Here is a 21,403-nt window from a genome sequence, read left to right on the forward strand (position 1 = left end):
CCGCGCGCTGACCGCCGCGCCGCGACCGCCGCGGATCCCGCTGTCGCTGGCGCAGCAGCGGATGTGGTTCCTCAACCGCTTCGACACCGCCTCGGCCGCCTACAACGTGCCGATCGCGGTGCGGCTGAGCGGTGCGCTGGACGTCTCGGCGCTGCGGGCCGCGATGGCGGATCTGGTGGCGCGCCACGAGATTCTGCGGACCGTGTACCCGCAGACCGACCAGGGCCCGGTGCAGGTGATCCTGCCCGCGACCCAGGCGATTCCGGAGCTCGAACTGCGCGTGGTCGATGCCGCCGCGGTCGAGTCCGAGGTGGTCGCGCTGATCAACACCAGCTTCGACGTCACCACCGAGGTGCCGGTACGGGTCGCGCTGTTCGAGGTCCGTCCCGACACCGAAACCGCAAGCGGCACCGCTGAATACGTGCTGGCCATGGTCGTGCACCACATCTCCGGCGACGGTTCGTCGGTGGGCCCGCTGACTCGCGATCTGATGACCGCCTACGCCGCCCGCGCGGCCGGGCTGGCGCCGAACTGGGCCCCGCTGGAGGTTCAGTACGCCGACTACAGCATCTGGCAGCGCGAACTGCTGGGCAGTGAGGACGATCCGGATTCGCTGGCCTCCAAGCAGGTCGCGTACTGGAAGCAGGCACTGGCCGAGTTGCCCGATCAGCTCGATCTGCCGTCGGACCGCCCGCGTCCGGCCGTACAGAGCTTCGCCGGCGGCAAGGTCGAGGTGCGCATCGATGCCGAACTGCATAGGGCGCTGATCGACCTGGCCCGCACCGAGGGCGCGACGCTGTTCATGGTCGTGCACACCGCGCTGGCGGTCCTGCTGTCGCGGCTGTCGGGCTCCGACGACATCGCCATCGGCACCCCGATGGCCGGTCGTGGCGAGGCCGTGCTCGACGATCTGATCGGCATGTTCGTCAACACCCTGGTGTTCCGGACCCAGGTCGACGCCGGTGCCGGCTTCACCGAACTGCTGGGACGGCAGCGCGATATCGACATCCAGGCCTTCGCCAACGCCGACGTGCCGTTCGAGCGGCTGGTCGAGGTGCTCAACCCGGTACGCTCCACCGCGCGGCATCCGCTGTTCCAGGTGGGTCTGTCGTTCCAGAACCTCGCGCAGGCCACGCTGGAGCTGCCGGGCCTGCGGGTCAGCGGACTGGACTTCGATACCCAGCTCTCGCAGTTCGACCTGCACCTGATCGCCACCGACCGCTACAGCGAGACCGGTGCGCCCGAGGGCATCACCGGATTCTTCACCTACGCGACCGACCTGTTCGACCACGACACGGTGGCGGGCTTCGTGGATCGGTTCGTGCGGATGCTGGGCGCGTTCGTGGCCGCACCGCATACCGCGGTCGGCGATATCGATCTGCTCGACGCCGCCGAACGCGGTGCGCTGATCTCCGCCCGCAACGCCACCGAGCACCCGGTGGACCGGTCGGCGACGCTGGCCTCGCTGCTGGACGCGACGGTCGAGACCTACTCCGAGCGCGACGCCCTGGTCGGCGCCGACGGCACCCGGGTGACCTACGCCGAACTCGACCGGCGGGTGAATGTGCTGGCACGGCACCTGATTTCGCTCGGTGTGGGACCGGAGTCGCGGGTCGCGCTGGCGATGCGCCGCTCGGTCGATCTGGTGCTCGCGATGTACGCGGTCACGGTGGCCGGCGGCGCCTATGTGCCGGTGGATCCGGATCAGCCGGCCGAACGCACCGGCTACATCCTCGACACCGCCGACGTGGTGTGTGTCCTCACCGATGCCGACGCCGGATTCGAGACCGATGTCGCACCGGTGGTCCGGGTTGACGACATCGACACCGCGGGTGACGATTCGCCGATCGAGGACGACGAGCGGGTCGCGCCGCTGCTGCCGCAGCACACCGCCTACGTCATCTTCACCTCCGGTTCCACCGGGCGGCCGAAGGGTGTGGCGGTTCCGCACGCCGCGGTGGTCAACCAGTTGCTGTGGAAGATCGCCGAATTCGGCCTGGGCGCCGAGGATTCGGTGCTGCTGAAGACCGCGGCCACCTTCGACCTGTCGGTCTGGGAGTTCTGGTCCGCGGCCGTCTCCGGCGGACACCTGGTGATCGCGGCGCCGGACGGCCACCGCGACCCGGCCTACCTCAACGAGCTGATGGCCCGCGAAGCGGTCACCACGCTGCACGTGGTGCCCTCGATGCTGGACGCGCTGCTCACCGAATCCGATGGGAAGCTGACGAATTCGCTGCGTCGCGTGCTGGCGATCGGTGAGGCGCTGCCGGGTGCGACCGCCCAGCGGTTCCGCCGCGACAACGCCGCCGAACTGTTCAACCTGTACGGCCCGACCGAGGCCGCGGTCTCGATCACGAGCCATCGCGTCACCGCGGACGAACAGCAGTCGGTGTCGATCGGTGCGCCGGAGTGGAACAGCCAGGTCTACGTGCTGGATTCACGTCTGCACCCGGTGCCGGACGGCGTCTCCGGTGAGCTGTATCTGGCCGGTGCGCAGCTGGCCCGCGGCTACTTCGCGCGGCCGGATCTGACCGCGGACCGGTTCGTGGCCAACCCCTTCCAGCCGGGCGCCCGGATGTACCGCACCGGTGACCTGGTGAGCTGGAATGCCCGGGGCGAACTGGAATATCAGGGCCGCACCGACTTCCAGGTCAAGATCCGCGGCTTCCGCATCGAACTCGGCGAGATCGAGTCGGCGCTGCTCGGCCTGGACGAGGTCGCGCAGGTCGCGGTGCTGGCGAAGTCGGACCCGCGCATCGGCGACCGGCTGGTGGCGTATCTGGTCCCGGCCGGCGACAGCCTGGACATCGACGCGGTGAAGGCGGCACTGAACGCGGCGCTGCCGTCGTACATGGTGCCCTCGGCCTTCGTCGAACTGGACGCGTTGCCGCTGAACATCAACGGCAAACTCGACCGGCGCGCGCTGCCCGAACCGGAATTCGAGACCACTGCCTTCCGGGCGCCCTCGACACCGATCGAAGAGGCGGTCGCCTCGGTGTACGCCGATGTGCTGTCGGTCGAGCGCGTCGGCGCCGACGACGACTTCTTCGCCCTCGGCGGTAACTCGCTGCTGGCCACTCAGGTCGCCGCGCGCCTCGGTGCGCTGCTCGACACCCGGGTGCCGGTGCGGGCGCTGTTCGAATCCTCGACGGTGGCCGGGCTGGCCGCCAAGGTCGAACAGCAGGCCGGTGCCGGCGGTCGCCCGCCGCTGACGGCCGGACCGCGCCCCGAGCACATCCCGCTGTCACTGGCGCAGAACCGCATGTGGTTCCTCAACCAGTTCGACACCACCTCGTCGGTGGACAACATCCCGGTAGCGATCCGGCTCTCCGGCGCGCTGGATGTGTCCGCGCTGCGCGAGGCGGTCGCCGATCTCATCGCACGCCACGAGATCCTGCGGACGGTCTACCCCGAGACCGCCGCCGGTCCGGTGCAGCGGGTGCTGTCGCCGGCCGAGGTGGCGATCGATCTCGAGCCGGTGCGGATCGAGGAGTCCGGCGTGGTCGAGGCCGTCACCGCCGCGGTGACGACCGGCTTCGACGTGACCACGCAGATTCCGTTCCACATCCGTCTGTTCCAGGTCACCGACACCGACTTCGTGCTGGTCTTCGTCGCGCACCACATCGCGGCCGACGGCTGGTCGATGGGCCCGCTGACCCGGGATCTGATGGTGGCCTACGCCTCGCGCGCCGAGGGTGCGGCACCGGCGTGGGCGCCGATGCCGGTGCAGTACGCCGACTTCAGCATCTGGCAGCGCAATCTGCTCGGCTCCGAGGACGATCCGGAGAGCCTGCTCAGCGCCCAGGCCGACTACTGGCGGCAGGCGCTGGCCGGAATTCCGGACGAGCTGAACCTGCCCGCGGACCGGCCGCGGCCGACCGTGCAGTCGTTCCAGGGCGGGCGGGTGCTGTTCCCGATCGGTACCGAGCTCTACGAGGGACTGCAGCGCACCGCGCGCGAGCAGAACGCGACGCTGTTCATGGTCGTGCACACCGCACTCGCACTGTTCCTGGCGCGGATGTCGGGGACCGACGACATCGCGATCGGCACCCCGATCGCGGGCCGCGGCGAGGCCGAACTCGACGATCTGATCGGCATGTTCGTCAACACGCTGGTGCTACGCACCCACGTGCGCGGCGAGCTGACCTTCGGTGAGCTGCTGAGCCACGCCAAGGACGCGGACCTGCAGGCCTTCGCGCACGCGGACATCCCGTTCGAGCGGTTGGTCGAACTGCTCAATCCGGAGCGCTCCACCGCGCGGCATCCGCTGTTCCAGGTGGCGCTGTCGTTCGAGAACCTGCCCGAGAGCACGTTCGAACTGCCCGGATTGCACGTCTCGGCGCTCGATTTCGACGTCGACACCGCGAAATTCGATCTGTCGCTGACGGTTCGCGAATCCGACGACGATCGCAACGGCATGTACGCCGAATTCTCCTACGCGCGTGACCTTTTCGACGACGCCACGGTGGAGGTCTTCGCGCAGCGGTTCACCCGCCTGCTCGAGGCGATCGTCGGGCAGCCGCAGACCCCGGTCGGCGATCTGTCGCTGCTGGCCGCCGAGGAGTACGAGCTGCTCACTCACGTCCACGGCGACGAGGTGATGGCCACCGGACTGCTGCCGGATCTGATGAGCCACGGCGTCCGGCTCGGCCGCGATCGAATCGCGGTGCGCTACAACGGTGAATCGATCACCTACGGCGAACTCGACGACCGGTCCTCGCGCCTGGCGCGGGTGCTGATCGAACGCGGTGTCGGACCCGAGCAACTGGTCGCGGTCTCCTTCCCGCGTTCCTACGAGATGGTGCTGGCCGTCCTGGCCGTCACCAAGGCCGGTGGCGCGCACGTGCCGGTGGATCCGAACTATCCCGAGGATCGGGTGCGGCATATGCTCACCGATTCCGGTGCGCTGCTGGGCATCACCGGTTCGGCGTATGTCGGCGACCTGCCCGGCGACGTGGAATGGCTGGTCCTCGACGACCCCGCGACCGACGAACTGTGCGCCGCGCAGTCGGCGGCGCCGGTGACCGACGCCGATCGGCGCACTCCGTTGCAGATGGCGCATCCGGCCTATGTCATCTACACCTCGGGCTCGACCGGTAAGCCCAAGGGTGTCACCGTGACCCACGCCGGTCTCGGCGGCCTGGCGGATGTGGCGACGAGCCTGTACGGCCTGGAGCCGCAGCATCGGTTCCTGCACATCTGCTCGCCCAGCTTCGACCCGTCGGTGCTGGAGTGGGTGTGCGCGTTCTACATCGGCGCCACGCTGGTGATCACGCCGCCGCAGATCATCGGTGGCCCGGAGCTGGCGGAACTGCTGCGCACCGAGCAGGTCACCCACACCATCATCACGCCCGCGGTGCTGGGCACGATGGATCCGGCCGACCAGGAGCAGTTGCTGGTGACGTCGGTGGGTGGCGATGTGACCACGCCGGAACTGCTGGCGAAGTGGCAGCCGGGGCGTAAGTACTTCAACGCCTACGGTCCGACCGAGACGACGATCATCTCCTCGTACGCGCGGTTGTTCCCGGGCAACCACATCACCATCGGCACCCCGGTGCACGGCATGTCGGCGCTGGTTCTCGACGCCCGCATGAACCCGGTGCCGCCGGGGGTGGCCGGTGAGCTGTTCCTCTCCGGTGGTGCGGTGGCCCGCGGCTACCAGCATCGGCCGGGGCTGACCGCGGAGCGGTTCGTCGCCAACCCGTGGGGCGCGCCCGGAACCCGGATGTACCGCACCGGTGACGTGGTGCGGTGGTACGCCGAACCGGATGTGCGCGCCGGCAATATCGCCCGCCCGGAGGTGCCGTGGGAGCTGGATTACGTCGGCCGCACCGACTTCCAGGTGAAGATCCGCGGTTTCCGCATCGAACTCGGTGAGATCGACGCGGTGCTCGGCCGGCACCCGGATGTCGAATTCGCGATCACCATCGGCCGCGAAACCGCCGCCGGTGCAACGATTCTGGTGTCCTACGTGCTGGGTGTTCCGGGACGTGCGGTCGACCCCGCCGCCGTGACCGACCATGTGGCCGCGGTGCTGCCGCCGCATATGGTGCCCTCGGCGATCGTGGTCCTGGACGAGATTCCGCTGACCCCGGTCGGCAAGCTCGACCGCAAGGCGCTGCCGGAACCCCAGCTCGCGCCGCGCGAGTTCCGGGCGCCGACCAGTGCGCTCGAGGCGACCATCGCCGAGGTGTTCGCCGAGGTGCTGGGCGTCGAACAGGTCGGACTCGACGATTCGTTCTTCGCGCTCGGCGGTGACTCGATCCTGTCGATCCAGCTGGTCTCGCGGGCCAAGGCGCGCGGTGTGCTCTTCACGCCGCGGCAGGTCTTCGAACGGCGCAGCGTGGCCGCGCTGGCGGAGATCGCCACCCGCGCGGGTGAGGCCGAGCAGCAGGTGCTCGCCGAACTGCCCGGTGGCGGTGTCGGCGAGATCCCGCTGACGCCGATCATGGCCTCGATCCTCGGCACCGGATCGTCGTATCAGCGGTTCTCGCAGGCCATGGCGCTGCGACTGCCCGACGACACCGACCGGGAGACGCTGGTCGCGACCGTCGCCGCGGTCGTCGATCACCACGATGTGCTGCGGACCCGCTTGCGGCGCAACGAGTCCGCCGCCGTGGACAGCCGGGACGGGTGGACCTTCGAGGCCCTGGAACAGGGCGCGATCGACGTCGATGCCCTGGTACATCGGATCGACCTGCCCGGTGACATCTCCGACGCGGAACTGTCACGCCGGGCGAGCGTCGAATACGACGCCGCGCTGGGCCGCCTCGATCCGGCGAATGCGGTGATGACGCAGTTCCTGTGGTTCGCCTTCACCGGTGCCGGCTCATCCCGCCGGGACGTGCTCGTGATCGTCGCCCACCACTTCGTGGTCGACGGTGTGTCGTGGCGCATCCTCATCCCGGATCTCGCGGTGGCCTGGTCGCAGCTGAGGTCGGATCAGGCCGTGGCGCTGCCCGCGAACGGCACGTCCATGCGCCGCTGGGCGCACGCCCTGGTCGACGCCGCGGCCGCGCGAGCCACGGAACTGCCGTTCTGGCAGCAGATCGCGGCGTCCGAGGATCCGGTGCTGGGCGAGCGGGCCTTCGACCCGGCGGTCGACACCTTCGACACCGTCGATCGGGTCGAGGTGCTGCTGCCGGCCGAGGTGACCGATGCGGTGCTGACCGGCGTGCCGGACAAGTACCGGGCCGGTGTCGACGACGGCCTGCTGTCGGCGCTCGCGCTGGCGGTCAGCACCTGGCGCGGTGACGCCGCGGGCGGCGCCGCGCTGGTGAAGCTCGAGGGACACGGCCGCGAGGAGAGTGTGGTCCCGGGCGCCGATCTGTCGCGGACGGTGGGCTGGTTCACCAATGCCTATCCGGTGCGGCTGGATCTGGGCCACGCCGACGTCGCGGCCGCCCTGCGTGGTGGAAAAGCCCTGGGCGACATCGTGAAATCGGTGAAGGAGCAGTTGCTCGCGGTGCCGGACAAGGGCATCGGATACGGCTTGCTGCGCTACCTGAACCCGGAGACCGGTTCGGAGCTGGCGGCCGGTACCGCGCCTCAGATCAGCTTCAACTATCTGGGACGCGCGGACACCGGTGCGGGCCCGCAGACCGCAGAGACCGCCGAGAGCGGCTCGGAGCCGGTCGGATTCGACTGGGCGCCGGTGGTGGATCTGGGACAGCTGGATGCCGACATGGATCCGGATATGCCCGCCAACGCCGCGATCGACATCAACGCGATCGTCACCGACGGGCCGGAGGGCGCGCAGCTGTCCGCATCCTTCGCGTTCCCGACCGGGCTGTTCGGCAAGCAGCGCGTGCAGGAGTTCGCGGATCTGTGGGTGGCGGCGCTGACCGCGCTCGCCGACCATGTCCGGCAGCCGGAGGCGGGCGGTCTGACGCCGTCCGATCTGCCCCTGGTCGAGGTCGCGCAGTCCGAGATCGACGAGTGGGAACGGCAGTATCCGGGGCTCTCGGACGTCTGGCCACTCTCGCCGCTGCAGTCGGGTCTGCTGTTCCACGCGATGATGACCCAGCAGACCGTGGACGTCTACACCATGCAGGCCGTGGTGGATCTCGGCGGCGCGGTCGACGAGGACCGGCTGCGCGCGGCCGGTCAGGGCATCCTGGACCGGTACCCGAACCTGCGTGCCGCCTTCGTCACCGACGCCGGCGGCCGCGCGGTCCAGCTGATCTCGGATCGCGTCGAGGTGCCGTGGCATACCGTCGATCTGACGGATCTGCCGCAGCAGCAGCGGATTCCGGAGTTGAAGCGCCTGCTCGAAGAGGATCGGGCCACGCACTTCGACATGTCGCGGGCGCCGCTGCTTCGGTTCACGCTGTACCGGACCGACGGCAACGCCTTCCATCTGGCGATCACGACCCACCACATCCTGGTGGACGGCTGGTCGATGCCGCTGCTCATGCGCGATCTGCTGGTGCTCTACGCGGTGCGCGGTGATACCGCCGCACTGCCGCGGGTGTCCTCGTACCGGAACTTCCTGAGCTGGCTGGCCGGGCGCGACCGCGAGGAATCGCTGCGCACCTGGTCGCGGGCGCTGGCCGGTGCGGACGAGCCGACCCAGCTCGCACCCGCGGCGCGGGGACCCGAGCACTACGAGATCGAGAAGTTCGTCGCCGAGGTCGACGAGGCTCGCACGCGCCGGATCACCAAGTACGCCGCCGAGGTCGGGGTCACGGTCAATACGCTGGTGCAGGCCGCGTGGGGCATTCTGCTCGGCCGGCTCACCGGCCGCGACGACGTGGTGTTCGGCGCGACGGTCTCGGGCCGCCCGCCGGAGCTGACCGGGGTCGAATCCATGGTCGGCCTGTTCATCAACACGCTGCCCGTGCGCGTCGGCGTGGACGACCGCTCGTCGGTCGGTGAGTTGCTGCAGGGCCTGCAGCGCGATCAGGCCGATCTGCTCGACCACCACTACGTGGGCCTCACCGATATCCAGCGAATCGCCGGCGCCGGAGCACAATTCGACACGCTGCTGGTGTTCGAGTCGTATCCGATGGATACCGATGCGATCGCCGCGGCGAGTTCGATCGACGGCATGTCGGTGACCGGTGTCGGCACCAACGACGCGACCCACTACCCGCTGACCCTGCTGGTGACCGCCGAATCGACGATCGAGGTGACCTGGAAGTACCTGACCAGTCGCTTCACCGCCGAGGAAGTGCACACCCTGGCCGAGCGGCTGGACCGGGTGCTGGACGCGCTGACCGGCGATCCGGCGGCCGCGGTCGGCGATATCGACATCCTCGATGCCGACGAGCGGGCGCGGATCCTGGCCGGCGCGGCGGTGGCCGCCGATCCGGTCGCCGAACCCGGCCGGGTCGGCAGCCGGACGGTCGCCAAGGCGCTCGGCGATGTGGTCGAGGAGGATCCGCAGGCTCCCGCGCTGCTGTCCGGCGACGCCGAAATCGCCTATCACGAGGTGGATTCGCGGTCGTCGAAGCTGGCCCGGGTGTTGATCGGACGCGGCGTCGGCCCGGGCGACATCGTCGCGGTGGCCCTGCCGCATTCGGTGGATGCCGTGGTAGCGCTGTGGGCGATCCAGAAGGCCGGCGCCGCGGCGCTGTTCGCCGACGGCCTGTCCTTCGGGGAGATCGTCGCCGCGGGTGCCGGCTGGGGTATCGCCCTGGAGCCGGCGGCCAAGTCGGTGCGCTGGGTGGTCCCGACCGATCCGAAGGTGCGCGCGGAAATCGATGCGGCACAGGCACATCCGGTGTCCTACGCCGACCGCGTCCGGCCCCTGCAGGACGAGCATCCGGCCTTCGTGGTGCGGGCGGCCGACGGCACCCTGCGCACGCTGACCCAGGAGCAGGCCCTCGACCACGCCGACACCCTGCGCGCCGACCACGAGATCGACTACGAGTCGACCACGTACACCACGGCGACGGCGGGTCCGGCAGCGCTGGCGGAATTCCTGACCTCCGCGACCGCGGGCGCACTCTCGGTCCTGCCCAGCGGTGATATCTCCGGTGACCTGGCCGAGGGCGAGGTCAGCCACTGGTTCACCGCGGCGGGTGAGGCGACCGACGCCGCCGACGGCGAAGTGCGAGTGATCGAGTCGGAGTGAGCCGGAAAGGCCGGTGCACGGGGTGCGGTCGCATCTCGGCACCGGCTTTTCCCATCCGCCACTGCTGAACTCGGGCAGCGCTCGGAAGAAGCGTTCGCTGCGCCTTTCCACCGGAAACGGGTAGGACCGTGAGCGCCGACGTAGAGTCGAGACAGTTCACAGCACAGACCGGGCGGGGCGGCTTCTCCTCGCGTGGGCCGTGGCGAGGCTCTGCAGAGGAGGGGGACATGGAAACAATCACCGCACCCGCGCTGGAGTTGAGCGGGCTGTACAAGCGGTTCGGTGGGCCGTGGGTTGTCGACGGGGTGAGTCTGGCGGTGCCGCCGGGGTCGTTCTTCGGGCTGGTGGGGCCCAACGGCGCCGGGAAGACCACCACGTTGTCCATGGCCGTCGGATTGTTGCGGCCCGATGCCGGGCAGGCGCGGATCTTCGGCGCCGACGTGTGGGCGGATCCGGTGCGCGCCAAGACGATCGTCGGCGTATTGCCGGACGGTCTCGCGCTCCCGGAGCGGCTCACCGGACGTGAATTGCTCACCTACACCGGGCTTCTGCGCGGTCTGCCGCCGGCGACGGTGGCCGAGCGGGCGCAGGAACTGCTCGCGGTCCTCGAGCTGATCGAGGCGGAAAACACTCTGGTCGTGGACTATTCGGCCGGTATGCGCAAGAAAATCGGGCTCGCCACCGCACTGCTGCACGGACCCAAGCTGTTGGTGCTCGACGAACCGTTCGAGGCGGTGGATCCGGTGTCCGCCAGCACTATTCGCACGATTCTGCGGCGGTTCGTCACCGCCGGTGGCTCCGTGGTGCTGTCGAGTCATGTGATGGCGTTGGTGGAAAACCTGTGCGATCACCTCGCCGTCATCGACAAGGGGAGGGTGGTCGCCGCCGGTTCGGTCGCCGAGGTGCGGGGGGAGGGCAGCCTCGAGGAGGCGTTCGTCCGGCTGGTGGGCGGACGCATCGGGGGAGACGAGGGCCTGTCGTGGTTGGCGTCCTGATCCGCATGCGCTGGCGGCTGACCGTCCGCGCGATGAACAACGGACGGGCTGCGGTCGGCTTCTGGCTCGGTCTGGTCTTCGGGATACTCGCCGCCGTCGCCACCGCGGTGGTGATGGCGGCGGCCGGCCACGCCTGGGATACCCGCGCGGCGATCAATGTGGCCGCGACGCTGTACGCGGTGTGGACGCTCGGCTGGCTGGCCGGCCCGATCATCACCGGCAGCAGCGACGAAACACTGCAGCCCGAACACTTCCGGCTGCTGCCGCTGAGCTATCGCCAATTGGCGATCGGTCTCGCGGCGGTCGCCTTCACCGGGCCGGCCGGTGCGGTCAACCTGATCGCCTTCGCCGGACTGGTCGCGCTCGCAGCACAATTGGGGGTGGTACCGACCCTGTTCGCGGTGGCCGGGATGTGCCTGCAACTGATCTTCGTGGTGCTGCTCTCCCGCGCGGTACTCGCGTGGATCGGCGCCGCGATGCGTTCGCGCCGCGGTCGCGATCTCGGTGTCGTCCTGGCGGGCCTGACCGGCCTCGCCTACTACCCCCTGCAACTGCTGGTGTCCTATCTCGGGCCGCGCCTGGAGCACGTATCGCCCGGCCTGGGCGCGACCCTGCGAATCCTGCCCTCGGGATGGGCGCCCTACGCGGTCCAAGCGGCCGAGGAAGGTCACTGGTGGTTCGGCGTCGGGGCCCTGGCGGGACTCGCCGCGCTGTCGGCGCTGCTGTGGCAGGCGTGGGCGGTACTGCTGCGCCGGCGCCTCACCACCACGGCCGCGCCCGCCGGACCCGTTCGCGCACAGGCGGGTTCGGGACGCCTCGACCGGCTGGTCCGCCCGACACCGGTCGGCGCGGTGGTACTCAAGGAATTGCGCACCTGGTCGCGCGACGGCCGGCGGCGGGCGGCGCTGCTACCGCTGATGCTCATCGGCGTGGTCCTGCCGCTCTTCCTCGGACTGCAGAACGGTGGCGCGAGCCTGCCTTTCGCGGGCGTGTTCGTGGTGTGGATGGCCGCGATGGCCAGCGCCGACATGTACGCCTTCGACGGCACCGCCCTCTGGCACACCCTGGTCATTCCGGGTGCCGTGCGCGCCGACGTCCGCGGCCGCATGATCGCCTGGCTCCTGATGGTCGGCCCGCTCGCCGTGGTGCTCACACTCGTGCTCCCGGGTGCGGCCGGGCGCCCGCAGATGTATCCGTGGGCGGTATCGACGCTGCCGGTGGTGGTGGGCGTCGGCGTGGCGGCGTCGATGTTCCTGTCGGTCTACGCCGCGTATCCGCTTCCGCAGCAACGCGGTAACCCCTTTGCCGGCAATTCCGGTAATCCGGGATGTGCGCGGGCGCTGGTCCAGTTGGCGGTCGGCTTCGGTCAGCTCGTGGTGAACCTGCCGGTGCTCGGCCTGCTCGCGCTGGGCGCCTATCTCCACAACGCCCTCGTGCAATGGTCGGCGCTGCCGGTCGGAATCGTCCTGGGTGCCGGCGCCGCACTGCTCGGCGCACAGGTGGCCACCCGCCGCGTCGAAGCCCGCGGGCCGGAACTGCTGGCCGAGGTGAAACCGCGCTGAACCCCTCCGGGAGATTCGCCGGAATCTGACGATTTCGGCCGCGCCCCTGACCCTTCCGGCCGTCGCCATCGACCGGCCCGGATTCCTGGCGTTCCATTTCAGCAGGCCGCATGTGCGACCGGATGCTCCCGCTGGAAGGAACGATGATGACCGAGTACGTGACGCTCGAACACGGACGGCTCGCCTGCGATCTGGTCGGGGACGGACCGCTGGTGGTGCTGTCGCACGGCATGGGCACCCTGCGCCAGGACTTCCGCTTGCTGCTCGGGCCGCTGGCCGCGGCGGGGTACCGGGTGGTCAACGTCGATATGCGCGGGCACGGCGAGTCCGGTACGGAGTGGCCCTCGGTGACCGGGAAGGCCGCCATCAGCCGCGCCGATGTAGCGGCGGACCTGCTGGGCGTGATCCGGCACTTCGGCGGCCCGGCGGTGATCGTCGGGCACTCGCTGTCGGGCGGTTCGGCGACGATCGCCGCGGCACAGGCTCCGGAGCTGGTGAGCGGGATCGTCGAGATCGGACCCTTCACCCGCACACAGCGGCTGCACGTCGGCGCTCTGCTCGGCAGCCGCCGATACCGCCGCGGCATGGTTCGCCTCGCCCTCACCATGACACTGAAGTCGATGCCCTGGTGGCGGCGCTACCTCGACGTCGCGTATCCGACCAAGCCCGCCGACTACGACCGCTACCTCGCCGACGTGGAGAGCATGCTGCGCCGGCCCGGCCGGTTTGCGGAATTCATGAAGACCGGACAGACCACTCCCGCCGACGCGCATGCCCGATTGGCTGAGGTCCGCTGTCCCGCCCTGGTGATCATGGGTTCGGCCGACCCGGATTTCGCCGATCCCGAGGCCGAGGCGAATGCTATCGTCGCCGCGCTGCCGGACGGTGTGGGTCGCGTCGTCATGATCGAGAACGGGGGACACTACCCGCATGCGCAATCGGCAGATGATGTTGCGGCAGCGATCATTCCGTTCCTCCGCCGGTGCGCGGCGCGGGACGAGAGCGCCGAGGTCCGGCGCGCCGTGTGACGTGCGCGCCCTGGTGCGTCCCTGCCGGATGCGCGGGGGAGTCTCGCCACGGTTGGCCGTCGACCGTGGCGGCCGCCCCGCCCGGCTGCGATGATGGCGAAATGCCCGCGCCGCGCACCATCGTCTTCGTCGTCTACGAGGGCATGCAGTTGGTCGAATTGGCCGGGCCGATGGACGTTTTCGGCACCGTCAACACGATGAGCGCCGAAACCGCCTACCGACTCCTCACGGCGTCGCCGCACGGCCGGTCGATCGAGGCCGACGGCGGCCTGACCCTCGGGGTCGGGCATTCGCTGCACGACCTCGCCTCCTCCGCCGCCGAGATCGACACCCTGGTGGTCGTCGGCGGCCGGATCTCCGGGCCGGTTTCGGCGGAGGTGGTTCGCGAATTACCCGCCCTCGCAAGGAAATCCCGTCGGGTCACCTCGGTGTGTTCCGGCGCGCTGCTGCTCGCGGCGGCCGGCCTGCTCGACGGCTACCGGGCCACGACCCACTGGGGTGCGGCCGATCTACTGGCCCGCTCGTATCCTCGCGTCGTCGTCGAACCCGACCGCATCTATGTTCACGATCGCAACCGCTGGACCTCGGCGGGTGTCTCCGCCGGCATCGACCTCGCGCTGGCCCTCGTGGAGGACGACCACGGCCGGGAGATGGCTCAGCAGGTCGCTCGCGCTTTCGTCGTCTTCACCCGGCGCTCCGGCGGTCAGACGCAATTCAGCGCCCAGTTGCGCATGCAGCCGGCGCGCACCCCCGCGATTCGCGCCGTCCAGCAATGGCTGCCCGATCACCTCGCCGGCGATCTGGCGGTGTCCGCGCTGGCTCGGCGCGCGGGCATGAGCGAACGTCATTTCGCCCGCGCGTTCCGTGCCGAAACCGGTAGTACCCCAGCGGCGTTCGTCGCCGAACTGCGCCTGGAAGCGGCCCGGCGCCTGCTGGAGTCCACCGAACTCACCGTCACCGCCATCGCCCGCGTGGTCGGCTACCGCCACGGCGAAACGCTGCACCGAGCCTTCGTCCGCCGCCTCGCCACCACGCCCGAGGCCTACCGCCGGCAGTACGCCGACGCCGGCCTCGGCACGCCGGCGGCAGAGCCGGTGGTCAGCGCAGCCCGGGGATCCGCATCGTCTCCGCCATGATGCGGGCGCCCTCGTCGTTGAGGTGCAGGCCGTCGCCGCTGTCGAGATCCGGGTGGATGAAGTCGGGCCGCTCCGGATCCGCGACGGCGGCCGCCACATCGAAGACGGCGTCGAAAACCGTTGTGGTCCGCAGCCATTCGTTGACGACGACGCGCACCGGCAGGGCCGGAGCCACATTGACCTCCGGATAGATCACCCCGGCGAAGGGGCCGATCGTGTTGGCGTAGATCGGCAGTCCGGCGGCGTGTGCCCGCGCGGCGAGTTCGGTGTACCCGGCGATCAAATCTTCGGCCGCGGCCACCTCGCCCAGCCCGATGTCGTTGATGCCGAGATTGACCACCACATGGGTGACGCCCGGTACGTCGAGCACGTCGCGGTCGAACCGAGCCAGAGCGCGTTCGCCGACCTCGTCGGTGAGCAACTGGTTGCCGCCGATGCCCTGGTTGACCACCCAGCCGCGGGTCAGCATCGAATTCAGCGCGTCGACGGAGCGGCGATTCGCGCCGAGCGTGGTCCCGGCGCCGTCGAACCAGGAGTCACCGAAAGCCACCACGACGGGGGTGTCCGCGTCGGCGAGCACGTCGACACCGGTGACGTAGAAGCGCGAGGCGACCTCCTCCACCTCGGAGAGGTCCGGATCGGCGGTGTGATCACCGGCGACCACGGCGGCGATCTCCATCGGCTGATGCGAGAAGGTGGCGAGTCCGGTCGCCCCGGGCAGATACAGGCTCAGCAACAGATCGTCGCCGCCGTTCACCGCGAGATCGACGGTGTCGCTGACCATTTCGCCACCCGCCGGGATGCGCACCGTGTCCACCCCGTCGAAACGCAACACGGTATCGGTTTCGGCGATCGTGGCGAATCCGTTCTTGCGCAGGGCGATTCGAGCCGCGCCGATCTCCAGTGTGTCGCGTCCGTACCGATTGCTCAATCGCACCCGAAGCCGTCGGCCGCCACCGGCCATGTGCAGCACCTGACGCACGGTCTGATCGGTGAACTCCCGGGGTTCGGTCAACTGGAACTGCTCGTAGGGGCTGATGATCGCGGAGCGGAATCCGGCGAGCCAGGTGCTGGTCATGACATCTCCATTTAGTTGACGTGAGGAATATCCTCGCAGCAATAATATGAAAGATATTCCTCATGTCAACTATCCGCACGGCAACTGTGCGTTAGGCTGACGGCGTGGAGCACACGCACGACGCCGACGTCTTCGACGACCCGCGCCTGACCGATATCGGGATGCTGTTCGAAGCGACCAACGGGATCCGCCGCAAACTCGAGCCGAGTTGGACTGCGAACGGGCTGTCGCTGCTGGATTTCGCCGCGCTCATGCGGCTGAGCCGCTCGCCCGGCCGCCGGCTGCGGATGACCGATCTGGCCGATCAGGCACAGCTGTCGACCAGCGGCGTCACCCGTCTGGTGGACCGGCTCGAGCGCAACGGATTCGCCCGGCGCCAGCCCGATCCGAACGATCGCCGCAGCTCCTACGCCGCCCTCACCGCCGCCGGCGCGACCCGGCTGGCGAAGGTACTGCCGGAATATCTGAAGATCCTCGACACCTGGTTCTACGGTCAGCTCACCCCGGAGCAGTGCGAGGCACTGATCGGCGGCCTGCGGATCATCCGTGACGCCACCTTTCCGGAGGCGGGCCGGATCTCCGAGTGACACCTCGGCCCCGAGCTGTCGACCGGTCGCCGACCGTTCCGCAGCCGCATAGCCGAATGCTCGCGTTCACCGCACGGTCCGGTATCGCCCGGTCCCTATTGCCGAGATTCGCCCGGTTCGACTCGTAGACTCGACCGATACGAGTTACTTCCCAGCGACACCGGTCGACGACGGGAGCGGCGCATGGCTGATCACGTTCGAACAGACGCTGAACTCGGTTCGCCACCCACCGGTGCCAGACGGTGGTACGCCCTCGCGGTCCTCGCGCTGGGGCTTGCGATGGTGACGCTGGACGGCACAGTCGTCGGTGTGTCGCTGCCGACGATCATCGGTGATCTCGGACTCGATTTCACCCAGGCGCAGTGGGTCTTCTGCGTGTATTCGGTGGTGCTCGCGGTTCTGCTGATCGTCGTCGGCCGGATCGGTGACCGGTACGGCCGGCGCGTGATCTTCGTGCTCGGGGTGCTGATCTTCGTCGGCGGCAGTCTGTTGTCCGCCTCCGCGGATTCGGCGAGTCCGCTCATTTGGGGCCGGATCGTGCAGGGGATCGGCGGTGCGGCGGTCGTGGCGGGATCACTGGGCACGGTTGCGGCGATGTTCCACGGGCGCGCGCGCGTCATCGCGTTCACCGCGTGGGTGGTCGCTCCGGCCGGAGCGGCGGTCGTCGGCGCGGCGCTGGCCGGGTGGTTCATCGACTCCTTCACCTGGCCGTGGATCTTCCTGATCAACGTGCCGATCGCGGTGGTCGTGCTGCTCGGGACGGTTCTCGTGCCCGAAACCCGCATCGGCGGTTCGGCCACCGGACCGGATGTGGACGGCTGGCTGCTCAGTACGGCCGGGTTCGCGCTGGTGATCTTCGCTCTCATCGAGGGCGAGCGTTACGGCTGGGTGCGGCCGCGGCGGGAGTTCACCGTGTTCGGGGTGACCTGGTCGATGCAATCGGCGAGTTCGCCCATACCGTTCGTGCTCGCTGTCGGCGTGTTGCTGCTGGTGCTGTTCGTCTTCTGGGAAAGACACCGGGTGAGGGTGGAACATGCCGCGCTGGTGGACTTCTCGCATCTGCGCGATCCCCGGCACTGGGGTGACGGCGCGGCCCTGCTGATCGCGGCGGCACAGTTCGGAGTGCTCTTCGTGCTGCCGCTGTACCTGGTGAACTGCCTCGGGTTGTCCACGCTGCGAACGAGTTCGATTCTCGTGGTGCTGACCGGCTGCGCGCTGATCTCGGCGATCCTGACCGCCGGGCCGCTGCGGGCGGTACCTCCGCTGTGGCTGATCCGGATCGGCCTGGCGATCGCGTTGCTCGCGATGGCGGTGACCGCGCTGGCATTGACCTCGACTATTCCGGCGTGGGCCCCGACCGTGCTACTCGCCTGCTACGGAATCGGACTCGGGCTGGCCTCCGCCCCGTTGACGGCGAATATCCGGCGCACCGGCGCGGGCACCGTGGCATCGGATCCGGGATCGATCACCGCGGCCACCGCCCGGCCCGCCGGTGCCGCGCTCGGCGTGGCGGTCCTCGGCAGTATCCTCTCGATCGGTCTCGGCCACTTCCTGCCCGATCGGCTGAGCTACGTCCCCGGCCTGACCGCGCGGGCCGCCGGCGCCGTGGGTGCGGCCACCCGCGATTCGGCGGGCGACGCGATCGTCGGACTGCGTACCCAGCACGCGCCGACCGCGGTCACCGACGCGCTGGCCAACGGCTTCGCCGACGCGACTCGGGTGGCGCTGCTCGGCGTCGCGGTGGTGCTGCTGCTGGCCTTCGTGGTGGCCACGCGCATCCCGCCCGAGGCCCAGCAGATCGACACCGATCAGATCGATGCCGAACCGCCCGGTGCCGAACCGCCCGGTGCGGTGGCCCGCCACCGGGTCACCGAGCGGCCGGAGGCGGCGCGCCGGATCACCGACGAGGAGGGCGCCGCGCCGGTCGAACGCGGCGAAGCGACGTAGCGATCCCGGCGGCCGACATTCCCCCGGATCACCAGTCGATCAGATCGAGTTCGTGCAGGCGCCGGAAGACCAGCATCGAGCCGGGCGCGACATGCGGCATGGCCGCGTACTCGCCGACGGTGAAATAACGCAGTTCGGCGATCTCGCTGGTCGGCGTCGGTTCGCCGGTGAGGTCCGCGATGAAGCAGGTCATGTGCAGCGCGGTACCGGGCGTGTGCCCGTACGCCTCACATTCGAAGACGCCGAGTTCGTCGTGGGCCGCCACGTCGACACCGAGTTCCTCGCGCACCTCGCGGTACAACGCCTGCACCGGTGATTCACCGGGGTCGATCTTCCCGCCCGCCATGTAGAACACCTCTTTGCCGGTCGAACGTGCCTGCAGCAGACGGCGATTCCGGATGTGCGCGAGTGCGGCGGTGCGAATCATAAAGGGAGCCTTCACGATACGGTCGGTGCGGGCGGGGAGCTCACCGGGTGGCAGGCGCGAGCTTCCAGTGTTCGTGCAGGGCCGCGGCGATCTCGGGCAGCACGGTGACCGGGATACGCTGCTCACGCAGGATCCGGCGAATCTCGGCGACCTGTTCGCGCTTGCGGTGTTCGTAGGCGTTGGAGACCGGATGCCGCACCGGCGGAATGCTGAGCAGTACCAGTTCGTCGTGCGGTTCGTCGCCGCCGGTCAGATCCAGCGCGAGCGACCAGCGGGCGCGCTCGTCGAGGGCGAACCGCCCGGCCACCACCCGATCCCACTCCAGCCGCGATTCGGCCCACGGGGTGCGCCGGTAGATCGCGCGGTCGGTGAGAACGACGACATCGCGACCGAACAGCGCCACCAGCAGCGCGATACCCGCCACCGCGCCGGCCAGCAGTCCCGTGAAGATCCGGTTCACTCCGAACAGGGCCACCACGGCACCGCAGATCACCAGCACCGACAGCACGGCGAGCGCACTGTAGGTGAAGGTGCGGCGGCCGGTGACGACACCGGCCCGCACCGCCCGGACCGGTCCGCGGGACCGCCGGGAGATGTCGGGTCCGGATACGGGCGGGACGTCGTCGCTCATGGTGACACCTCGGAGTTCGCTCGCGTCGGACTCAGCCGCGCAGCGGGACGGCGGCCTCGGCGGTGTAGACCAGGAAGGTCAGGCTTTCCTGGAAGTACAGCTGCACGCTCTCCGCGTCGTGGGACAGGTAGCCGATCGACAGGTCCTGACCCAGTTGCAGATCGAAGTCGCCGCCGCGGGTGGTGAGCACGAAGGCACCGTCGATGGCGGGCGCCCAGATGATCTCGCCCTCGGGGATCAGCCGCTCGATATGTGTGCGGATCGGATGGCCGTGGTCGGAGGTCTCGCTCACCGCGGTGTACAGATCGGCGCTCAGCAGCACCGAATACGGCCCGTCGACACCGGCGAGGCGCAACTTGCTCAGTGCCTGTGCGATGGCCTCCGGGATGAGTCGCGGATCGCTCGGCGCGGTGACAGGGGTGTTCGACACGGCCGCGCGGATGCCGGTGATACCGGCGGCGGGGTAGCCCTCGAAGACGGCGCGGTCCTCGGCGAACGCGATCTTGCGGGCGGCATCCTTGACCGGATCCAGATCCGCGTCCTGTGCGCCGCGCTCGACGTTGTCGAGTTCCTCGCGCGAGAGAGTGAACGGCACGCGCAGCTCGACCAGCGGCGCCACCACGCGCTGGCGAGCCTGGACGCCCTGATCGGGCGCGTCGATGAGGGTGGTGCGTCCCAATCCGACCGCGGAATAGTCGGTGCCGTGCGGGCCGGACAGATCCACCACCCGGCGACCGGCGATATGACGCCGGAAGGTGCGCGTCGCCTCCTCCTCGATGGCCGACCACGCCTCGGAGGTGATCGGCGCGAGTTCACGGTGCAGATTGTTCATTGAGGGATCCTTTTCAACGTGCCGATACCGAGGGAGCCGTCGCCGGAAGACGCGGCCGCGGGCAGCTCGGCGATTCCGGCTGCCTCGAGTTCCAGGTCCTGCTCCGAAGCCGCCTCCTGTGCGGGGGCGTCCGGAAGGTCGTCGAAGAAATCGTTGGCCGGGGTGAAGAACAGGGTGCCGGTGATCGCGGTGGAGAAATCGAGAATGCGGTCGTAGGGCGCCTCGTCGCTGCCGAGGAACATGCGGACCAGCATCCGTTCGGTGACATCCGGGGTAGCGGCGTAAGCGATGTAGTACGTGCCGAATTCGCCCTCGCGGACACTGCCGAAGGGCATGTTGGCACGCAGGATCTGGCGCTCGGTGCCGTCCGGATCGATCAGGGTGTTCACCGCGACATGGGAATCCGCCGGCTTGTCCTCGTCGGACAGCTCCAGATCCTCGAGTTTGGTACGGCCGATGACGAGTTGCTGCTCCTCGACCGTCAGCGAACTCCACGCCTCCAGATCGTGCAGATATTTCTGGACGATGACATAACTACCGCCGGCGAACTCGGGATCCTCGTCGCCGATGAGTGCCGCGGCGACGGCGGCAGGACCCTCGGGATTCTCGGTGCCGTCGACGAAGCCGAGCAGATCACGCTGTTCGAAATAGCGAAACCCGGTCGTCTCGTCGATGATCGTGGCCGCACCCTTCAACCGGGAACCGATCAGCATCGCCAATTCGAAACAGGCGTCCGGCAATTCGCCCTTGATGTGAAACAGCAGATCGCCCGGCGTGGCCGGGGCCTGATGCTTCTCCCCGGCGTAGCCCGGAAATTCGTGCAACTGCGCGGGTTTCGGGCCGGCGAACAGCCGATCCCAGGCGGCGGAACCGATACTCGTCACACAGGACAGCCGCGTTTCCGGCACCCGGAACCCGATCGAGCGCCGCAGTCCCGCCAGATCCGCGAGAAGGTCGCGCACCACCGGCTCACCGCCCTCGTCGATCGTCGCGACGAGGAAGATCGCGGCGCGCGAAAGCGGATCGAGGATCGGCTGCGGCTCACCCATGATCAACAGGGTACGGTGCCGGGCCGACAGCGCGTGCGGACGGCCCGACCTCG

At 69.2% G+C, this 21,403-nt stretch carries 12 protein-coding genes; 7 read left to right on the top strand and 5 right to left on the bottom strand.

Annotated elements, in window-relative coordinates; translation table 11 throughout:
• The 5 genes from NN2_RS15180 to NN2_RS15200 form a co-directional block, all read left to right on the top strand.
• Window positions 1-10,078 (top strand): non-ribosomal peptide synthetase (locus tag NN2_RS15180; RefSeq protein WP_156511340.1); only part of this gene is annotated, 10,078 nt, incomplete at its 5' end.
• Window positions 10,079-10,305: 227 nt separating this feature from the next.
• Complete coding sequence (locus NN2_RS15185) at window positions 10,306-11,073, top strand: ABC transporter ATP-binding protein (RefSeq protein ID WP_030517160.1); 768 nt, start codon at window positions 10,306-10,308, stop codon at window positions 11,071-11,073.
• Complete coding sequence (locus tag NN2_RS15190) at window positions 11,058-12,635, top strand: hypothetical protein (protein WP_063014204.1); 1,578 nt, start codon at window positions 11,058-11,060, stop codon at window positions 12,633-12,635. Before NN2_RS15185 ends, NN2_RS15190 begins: the two co-directional genes overlap by 16 nt.
• A 146-nt stretch (window positions 12,636-12,781) precedes the next feature.
• The gene (locus NN2_RS15195) at window positions 12,782-13,663 is read left to right on the top strand and encodes an alpha/beta fold hydrolase (RefSeq protein WP_063014276.1); all 882 of its coding nucleotides are present in this window, start codon (window positions 12,782-12,784) and stop codon (window positions 13,661-13,663) included.
• Window positions 13,664-13,764: 101 nt separating this feature from the next.
• Window positions 13,765-14,799, top strand: coding sequence for a GlxA family transcriptional regulator (locus tag NN2_RS15200; RefSeq protein WP_082857008.1), 1,035 nt, complete (start codon window positions 13,765-13,767; stop codon window positions 14,797-14,799).
• Here NN2_RS15200 and NN2_RS15205 read toward each other — a convergent pair.
• The gene (locus NN2_RS15205) at window positions 14,762-15,877 is read right to left on the bottom strand and encodes a GDSL-type esterase/lipase family protein (protein WP_063014206.1); all 1,116 of its coding nucleotides are present in this window, start codon (window positions 15,875-15,877) and stop codon (window positions 14,762-14,764) included. The genes NN2_RS15200 and NN2_RS15205 overlap by 38 nt on opposite strands.
• Before the next feature lie 104 nt (window positions 15,878-15,981).
• Between NN2_RS15205 and NN2_RS15210 the strand changes: the two genes are divergently transcribed.
• Window positions 15,982-16,464, top strand: a complete 483-nt coding sequence (locus NN2_RS15210; protein ID WP_227463085.1) for a MarR family winged helix-turn-helix transcriptional regulator — start codon at window positions 15,982-15,984, stop codon at window positions 16,462-16,464.
• A gap of 183 nt (window positions 16,465-16,647) precedes the next feature.
• Window positions 16,648-18,411, top strand: coding sequence for an MFS transporter (locus NN2_RS15215; protein WP_082857004.1), 1,764 nt, complete (start codon window positions 16,648-16,650; stop codon window positions 18,409-18,411).
• Between the two features lie 28 nt (window positions 18,412-18,439).
• Here the strand turns inward: NN2_RS15215 and NN2_RS15220 are convergent, their stop codons facing one another.
• From NN2_RS15220 to NN2_RS15235, 4 genes are read right to left on the bottom strand one after another with little or no spacing between them, the layout of a single operon-like run.
• Window positions 18,440-18,838 carry an NUDIX hydrolase gene (locus NN2_RS15220; protein ID WP_063014210.1) on the bottom strand — a complete coding sequence of 133 codons (399 nt, stop codon included), beginning with the start codon at window positions 18,836-18,838 and terminating at the stop codon, window positions 18,440-18,442.
• Between the two features lie 40 nt (window positions 18,839-18,878).
• Window positions 18,879-19,469: a hypothetical protein gene (locus tag NN2_RS15225; protein WP_245007884.1), complete on the bottom strand. Its 591-nt coding sequence runs from the start codon at window positions 19,467-19,469 to the stop codon at window positions 18,879-18,881.
• 31 nt (window positions 19,470-19,500) lie between these two features.
• On the bottom strand, window positions 19,501-20,301 hold the full coding sequence (locus NN2_RS15230; RefSeq protein WP_063014212.1) for a family 1 encapsulin nanocompartment shell protein: 801 nt from the start codon (window positions 20,299-20,301) through the stop codon (window positions 19,501-19,503).
• Complete coding sequence (locus tag NN2_RS15235; protein ID WP_063014213.1) at window positions 20,298-21,350, bottom strand: Dyp-type peroxidase; 1,053 nt, start codon at window positions 21,348-21,350, stop codon at window positions 20,298-20,300. Before NN2_RS15235 ends, NN2_RS15230 begins: the two co-directional genes overlap by 4 nt.
• Window positions 21,351-21,403 lie beyond the last annotated feature (53 nt).

The organism is Nocardia nova NBRC 15556 (genome assembly GCF_001613005.1).
Taxonomy (GTDB): Bacteria; Actinomycetota; Actinomycetes; order Mycobacteriales; family Mycobacteriaceae; genus Nocardia; species Nocardia nova.

Coding starts and splice junctions, on each gene's coding strand:
- NN2_RS15230 (WP_063014212.1), bottom strand. CDS start 20,301: ATGAACAATCTGCACCGTGAACTCGCGCCGATCACCTCCGAGGCGTGG.
- NN2_RS15220 (WP_063014210.1), bottom strand. CDS start 18,838: ATGATTCGCACCGCCGCACTCGCGCACATCCGGAATCGCCGTCTGCTG.
- NN2_RS15205 (WP_063014206.1), bottom strand. CDS start 15,877: ATGACCAGCACCTGGCTCGCCGGATTCCGCTCCGCGATCATCAGCCCC.
- NN2_RS15200 (WP_082857008.1), top strand. CDS start 13,765: ATGCCCGCGCCGCGCACCATCGTCTTCGTCGTCTACGAGGGCATGCAG.
- NN2_RS15195 (WP_063014276.1), top strand. CDS start 12,782: ATGACCGAGTACGTGACGCTCGAACACGGACGGCTCGCCTGCGATCTG.
- NN2_RS15215 (WP_082857004.1), top strand. CDS start 16,648: ATGGCTGATCACGTTCGAACAGACGCTGAACTCGGTTCGCCACCCACC.
- NN2_RS15185 (WP_030517160.1), top strand. CDS start 10,306: ATGGAAACAATCACCGCACCCGCGCTGGAGTTGAGCGGGCTGTACAAG.
- NN2_RS15225 (WP_245007884.1), bottom strand. CDS start 19,469: ATGAGCGACGACGTCCCGCCCGTATCCGGACCCGACATCTCCCGGCGG.
- NN2_RS15235 (WP_063014213.1), bottom strand. CDS start 21,350: ATGGGTGAGCCGCAGCCGATCCTCGATCCGCTTTCGCGCGCCGCGATC.